Source organism: uncultured Chloroflexus sp. (assembly GCF_937951745.1).
In the GTDB taxonomy this organism is placed as follows: domain Bacteria; phylum Chloroflexota; class Chloroflexia; order Chloroflexales; family Chloroflexaceae; genus Chloroflexus.
Window position 1 is genome coordinate 40,932 of the sequence record NZ_CALFBQ010000061.1, and the last position, 6,000, is coordinate 46,931.

4 protein-coding genes are annotated in these 6,000 nt (G+C 61.4%); 2 read left to right on the plus strand and 2 right to left on the minus strand.

Features of this window, described 5'->3' with window-relative positions:
- Positions 1-80: 80 nt before the first annotated feature.
- Positions 81-881 carry a TspO/MBR family protein gene (locus Q1A59_RS14535; RefSeq protein ID WP_298482818.1) on the minus strand — a complete coding sequence of 267 codons (801 nt, stop codon included), beginning with the start codon at positions 879-881 and terminating at the stop codon, positions 81-83.
- 80 nt (positions 882-961) lie between these two features.
- Here Q1A59_RS14535 and Q1A59_RS14540 point away from each other — a divergent pair, with 80 nt between their 5' ends.
- The gene (locus tag Q1A59_RS14540; RefSeq protein ID WP_298482816.1) at positions 962-2,329 is read left to right on the plus strand and encodes a dipeptidase; all 1,368 of its coding nucleotides are present in this window, start codon (positions 962-964) and stop codon (positions 2,327-2,329) included.
- 48 nt (positions 2,330-2,377) lie between these two features.
- Positions 2,378-2,950, plus strand: coding sequence for a DinB family protein (locus tag Q1A59_RS14545; protein WP_298482814.1), 573 nt, complete (start codon positions 2,378-2,380; stop codon positions 2,948-2,950).
- A 128-nt stretch (positions 2,951-3,078) separates the two neighbouring features.
- On the opposite strand, the gene Q1A59_RS14550 is transcribed toward Q1A59_RS14545, so the two are convergent.
- Positions 3,079-5,349 (minus strand): xanthine dehydrogenase family protein molybdopterin-binding subunit, encoded by a 2,271-nt coding sequence (locus Q1A59_RS14550; RefSeq protein ID WP_299645169.1) that lies wholly within the window; start codon positions 5,347-5,349, stop codon positions 3,079-3,081.
- Between the last annotated feature and the right edge of the window lie 651 nt (positions 5,350-6,000).

Here is a 6,000-nt window from a genome sequence, read left to right on the forward strand (position 1 = left end):
CGGTGCGCTGCTGCTAGGGTAGGGCCGGAGCAGTGTCTATCTCCCCTCCCTGTGCCCGCTGCGCCTTTCGCGTCTTTGCGTTACCCGTCTCGGTGTCTTTGCACCCCTTGCGTCTGTACGTTCTGCGAAACATACGCTGCCGTCGCTGCAACCAATGCTATTGCCGCCACTCCCCACGCGACCACTGCCAGCGGCGCGATCGCAGATTGTTTCAGCGCAATCCCGCTGGCGGCCCATGCGATAACCAATGGCAACACACCATCACCCCAGCGACGGGCAAACCACCAGCTCAAACCAGCAGCCAGCGCTAGCAAGACGATGGTGCTGGCAATGCCGCCGGTTCCAGTATCGCGCCAGCCCAGTTCGTACAAAAAGACGCTGCCATTGACCAGCGTGGCCACGCAGATCCACCCTAGATAGATACTGAACGTTGGTCGCACCAGCCAGCGTTCGCCAGCGGTAGGCGTTCCGTGGCTGCGTAACGCGAGGTAGACCCCAATGAGGCCGATCAGTACGCTCACCATTGCCGGTAACGAGAACAGTGGTAAGTTGTAGTGCCACACCAAAAGCCAGATAATGTTACCGGCGCAACTTAGCCAAAACCACGGTGCAGCCGCACGCAGACGGGGATTGCTCGCCTGCCCCGGCAGCGCCTGATAGATGGCGTAGCCGATCAAGCCGGTGTAAATCAGCCCCCAGATGGCAAACACATACCCCGGCGGCGTGATCAAGAGCGGGTACTGATCCGAGATAGCGGCTGTGGTCTGTCCGTTGAGCGGCAAAGTATTGGCCAGCGCATTGATCGCTACTGTCGCCGCTAAGGCTACGATAACGCCGATCTGTTGCAATTGAAATATTGGACGCGCAAGCAATGTCGCCATAGTATTCTCCGGTATAATGTCGGTATCGGGGCGAAAGCTGTGCGTCCGCCTATCTCTATTGTAGAGGAGAGTTGACCATTATGCTAGACTGGAAAGGCTATCTCACCGAGCAGCAAGACCGTTTTCTCAACGAGTTGATCGATTTTCTGCGAATTCCCAGTGTTTCTGCCATCTCGGCCCATGCCGACGATGTCTTACGCGCTGCCGAGTGGGTTGCCAACCGGCTGAGCGCAGCCGGGATGGAGCACGTTGCCATCCTGCCCACGGGCGGTCACCCGGTAGTTTACGCCGATTGGCTGCATGCCCCCGGCAAGCCGACCGTCTTGATCTATGGCCACTTCGACGTACAGCCGGTTGACCCGCTCCACTTGTGGACGCACCCGCCCTTCGAGCCGCATATCGAGCATGACCGCATCTATGCTCGTGGTGCGAGCGATGACAAAGGCAATATGCTGATCCCGATCTTGGCGGTTGAGGCGCTCTTGCAAAGCAGTGGTGCGCTGCCGGTGAACGTCAAGTTCTTCTTTGAGGGCCAAGAGGAGATCGGCAGCCCCCAGATTCCCGCTTTCCTCCAACACGAACGCGAGCGCTTTGCCTGCGATATGGTGCTCAGCGCTGACGGTGGTCAGTGGAGTGAAGAGCAGCCACTGATTTTAGTCGGGTTGCGCGGCGGTTGCGGCGTTCAGATTGATGTCCGCGCGGCTAAGATGGATTTGCATTCGGGGATGTACGGCGGCGTGGTACAGAATCCGATCCACGCGCTGGTGCAGATACTCGCCTCGATGCGTTCAGCAGATGGCATGATCACGATCCCCGGCTTCTACGATCAGGTGCGGCCACTCACCCCTGCTGACCGCGAACGGATCGCTGCCATTCCCTTCGACGAAGAGAAATTGAAAGAGACGCTTGGCGTACCGGCATTGTTTGGTGAGGCCGGCTTCACTCCCCGCGAGCGGGAATGGGTGCGCCCGACGCTGGAGGTGAACGGTATCTGGGGTGGTTTTCAGCAAGAGGGGATTAAGACAGTGCTGCCCGCCGAAGCCCACGCCAAGATTACCTGTCGCCTTGTGCCCGACCAAGACCCGCAGGTCATTCTTGATCTGCTCCAAGCCCACATTAAGCGCCACACTCCTCCCGGTGTCACGGTGACGGTAACACCGCTCGCTTTCCAAGCCTATCCCTACCTCATTCCCGAAGACGATCCGGGTAATGTAGCTGTGCGCGAGGTGCTGGTCGAGATGTACGGGCGTGAACCGTACTATGTGCGCAGTGGCGGCTCAATTCCAGTCTGTACGCTCTTCCAGCGTCAGCTCGGCGCTTATACGAGCAGCTTTGCTTTTGGTCTTGACGACGAGCGGGTGCATTCACCTGATGAATTCTTCCGTCTCAGCAGCTTCCGCAAGGGCCAGATCGCCTACTGTAAATTGCTCGAACGGTTGGGAGGCTGAACGCTCTATCGTTCGTCGTTATATCTGCTTACACTCAGAGGTGTTGCTATGCTCGACTATGCCGCGCTCTACCGTCGCGAACGCACCATGCAAGAAATTGTCGGCGATATGACTGTCACCGATTTGCATGCCGAAACCGACGAGATGTACGATACCATCGAACGGCTAATCGCCGATTGCGTTGATGCCGACGTTACCTTCCAGCCGGTTGATCCCAACGCCAACGATCCCTTCGCCAGCGATCCGAGCGCCGTCAACCAAGCATGGACACTCGGCCATGTGATCGTTCATCTCACCGCGTCATGTGAAGAGTCGGCCTTTCTAGCTGCCGAAATGGCGCGCGGTGTCCACTTTCATGGCCGCTCGCGCTACGAAGTGCCGTGGGAGACGGTGACAACGATGGCGCAGGTACGTCAGCGCCTAGCCGAGAGTCGGCGTATGCTGCACGCATCGTTACAGATGTGGCCAGATCAGCCCCACCTCGATTATCTGGTCGAACCATGGCCCGGTGCGCCGCCGGTTGATGCCCGTGGTCGCTATGCGCTCGGCCTTGCCCACGCCTACGATCACCTCGGCCAGATCGAAGAGATTGTCCGTCAAGCTCGCGCTGCGCGGGGGTGAGGACAGGTTGGGATAAAATGCGCCGAGGCTGAGCCGGTAAGACAGGGCACGAGACGTGAGGGGCGGGTTACAAACCCGCCCTAATCCTAATTTCCTCTCGGTTGCTCGATGCCATCTGCGACTCGTGATCAACCCTGCTGCAACGCCCGCCATACCACCTCATCACGCATTGGCAGCTCATAGATACGGACGCCGGTCGCATCGCGGATGGCATTAGCAATCGCCGCCGCCCCAGCGGTGATCGGCGGTTCGCCAACGCCGCGCGCGCCGAAGGGGCCATTGGGAGCCGGGTTCTCTACCAGCACCGCTTCGAACGGGGGGAGGTCGGCAGCGCGGGGCAGGGTGTAGTCCATCAAGCTAGCGGTCAGCAACTCGCCGCGCTCATCGTAGCGCAGCGCCTCGTAGAGACCCCAACCCACCCCTTGCGCCGCGCCGCCGTGGATTTGGCCCTCGACCATCAGCGGGTTGAGCGGGAAGCCGACATCTTGGATTGCAACGTAACGCAGCGGTTTCACTCTGCCTGTCTCGCGATCGACCTCAACCTGCACGATATGAGCGACAAAGCCGGGCGCATTCTCGGCGGGGGCGGCTTTTCCATCACCCACAATCGGCCCCGGCCCACCAGCCTGCTCCTCGGCTCGCTTTGCCACCTCACCGATCGGCAACTCGCGTCCGGGAACGCCACGAATCTGCACTATTCCTTCGCGAATATCGAGGTCATCAACCCGCGCTTCGAGCATATCAGCGGCTATTTCCAACAACTGTCGGCGCGCCTCACGTGCGGCGGCGGCCACTGCGCTGGCCACGCTGTAGGTAATCTGGCTACCGCCGCTCGGCCCGGCAAACGGCCCGCTGCGCGTATCACCAGTCACAATCTCAACCTGCTCTGGCGGCACCCCCAGAATCTCTGCGGCAACCAGCACAAAGCTGCTGTTGACGCCGGAAATATCAACCGATCCGACATGCACGCGGACAACCCCGTCGGTATCGACGCGGCAAATCGCCGCAGCCGGCGACATGCCGCACGGCCAGCCGCCGATTGCCAGTCCAATCCCGCTACCCGGTTGGCGTTCGCGCCAGAGCGGGTGGTGAGCGGCGACTTCGAGCACCTTGGTCAAGCCTATCGACGGCCACGGATCGTTATTGCCCATTGGATCGCCAGTAGTGGCCGCATTGCGCAACCGTAGCTCCAGCGGGTCGAGGCCCAGCTTGTGGGCTAATTCATCCATCGCCGACTCGATGGCGAAGGTTACCTGTGGCGCACCGGGAGCGCGGTAGGCGCCGGCTTGCGGCTTGTGGGTCAGCACTTCGATCACATCGATCTGCACGTTAGGACAGCGGTAGTAGCCGCCGAGCAGCGTGCTCATAATCCCGCCGAGCGTAAATGGGTAGACGCCATTATCATTCACGATCTCGGCTACGAGCGCGGTCAGCGTGCCATCGCGGGTCGCGCCGAGCTTGAGCGTGATCGTGCTGGCCGGCGAGGGGGTGGTAGTAAGAAAGTCTTCTGTGCGGTCAAGGGTGATCCGCACGGGCCGACCCACGGCGAGCGCCGCCGCTGCTGCCAGCGGTTCGAGAATACCGTACTTTGCTCCAAACCCGCCGCCGACTGTCATTGGGACAACCGTTACTTGGCTTGCGCGGAGGCCTAGCAGTCGCGCTACTTCATCGCGCACGCCAAACTGGCCTTGCGTGCTGGTGTAGAGCGTAAGTTGCTTGCGCACCGGATCAATGTCGGCCACGACTGCGTGCGGTTCGAGGTAGCCTTGATGCACGATTGACGTGCGGTAGGTTCCCTCCACCACTACGTCGGCGGTGGCCAAGGCCGCCAGTGCGTCACCCCGGCTAAACTGTTTGTGCTCGTGAAGGTTTGACGCCTTGTGCTCAGCCTGATCGTCACCGCGAGCCACCGCAGCGTGAGCGGCAGTCAGGTCGGCCTCACCCTTCGGCGCGCCCTGCGGCCAGATCACCGGCGCCGCCGGATCGAGCGCCGCTGTCGGTGTGACCGGGCCGGGCAGTGGTTCGTAGTCGATCTGTAACGCGGCCACACCGTCTTCGGCAGCAGCTAGACTCGTCGCCAACACTAGCGCCACCGGCTCGCCACGGTAACGCACCACGCCATCGGCCAGCGTTGTCGTCTGGCGTGACGAAGGCTGGCGGCCACGAGTGGGCAAGTCCGCCGCGGTCAGCACCGCCACCACACCCGGCACAGCGCGGGCTGCGCTGGCATCAATGCTGACAATGCGGGCATGGGCGTACATGCTTAACGCCAGTTTGCCGTGCAACAGACCGGGCAGATGCACGTCGCCAGCGTAGCGGGCACGCCCGGTCACCTTCTCTATCCCATCAACTGATTTACGCCCTTTGCCAAGGTAACGATGAGACGTAACGTTGGTCATAGATGTGCTCCCTTGCTCAATAACATACTTCTCTATCGTACCATGGCTTGATCAGGCAACGGCGCGTTGATGGGCATAGTTGAGCGGCAAATACCATCGAGGCGCATAGCCGTGTGTTTTGTGTCTCACCCTTCTCCTTTCTCGCTAGAGGCGGGATGCTTTCTTGCGTTGCCGGTGTCTCTTGTTGGTAGGTCTCCTACCCTCCCCCACAAGGGGGGAGGTCTACTCCCCCACGAGGGGGGAGGGCGACGGCGACGGGGGGAGGGCTACGGATACGGCGACGGGGGGAGGGCTACGGACGACGGATACGGGGGATACCCCCCACCCCCAGCCCCTCCCCCACAAGGGGGGAGGGGGGAGGACGTATTATGTAGGGCGGAATTTATGCCGCCCCTTGCAATCTGTTGAGCGCGATGGCTGCCCCCCACCCCCAGCCCTCCCCCACGAGGGGGGAGGGCTACGGATACGGCGACGGGGGGAGGGCGACGGCGACGGGGGGATATCCCCCACCCCCAGCCCCTCCCCCACGAGGGGGGAGGGGGGAGGACGCATTGTGTAGGGCGGAATTTATGCCGCCCCTAGCAATCTGTTGAGCGCGATGGCTGCCCCCCCACCCCCTACCCTCCCCCACGAGGGGGGATACCCCCCACC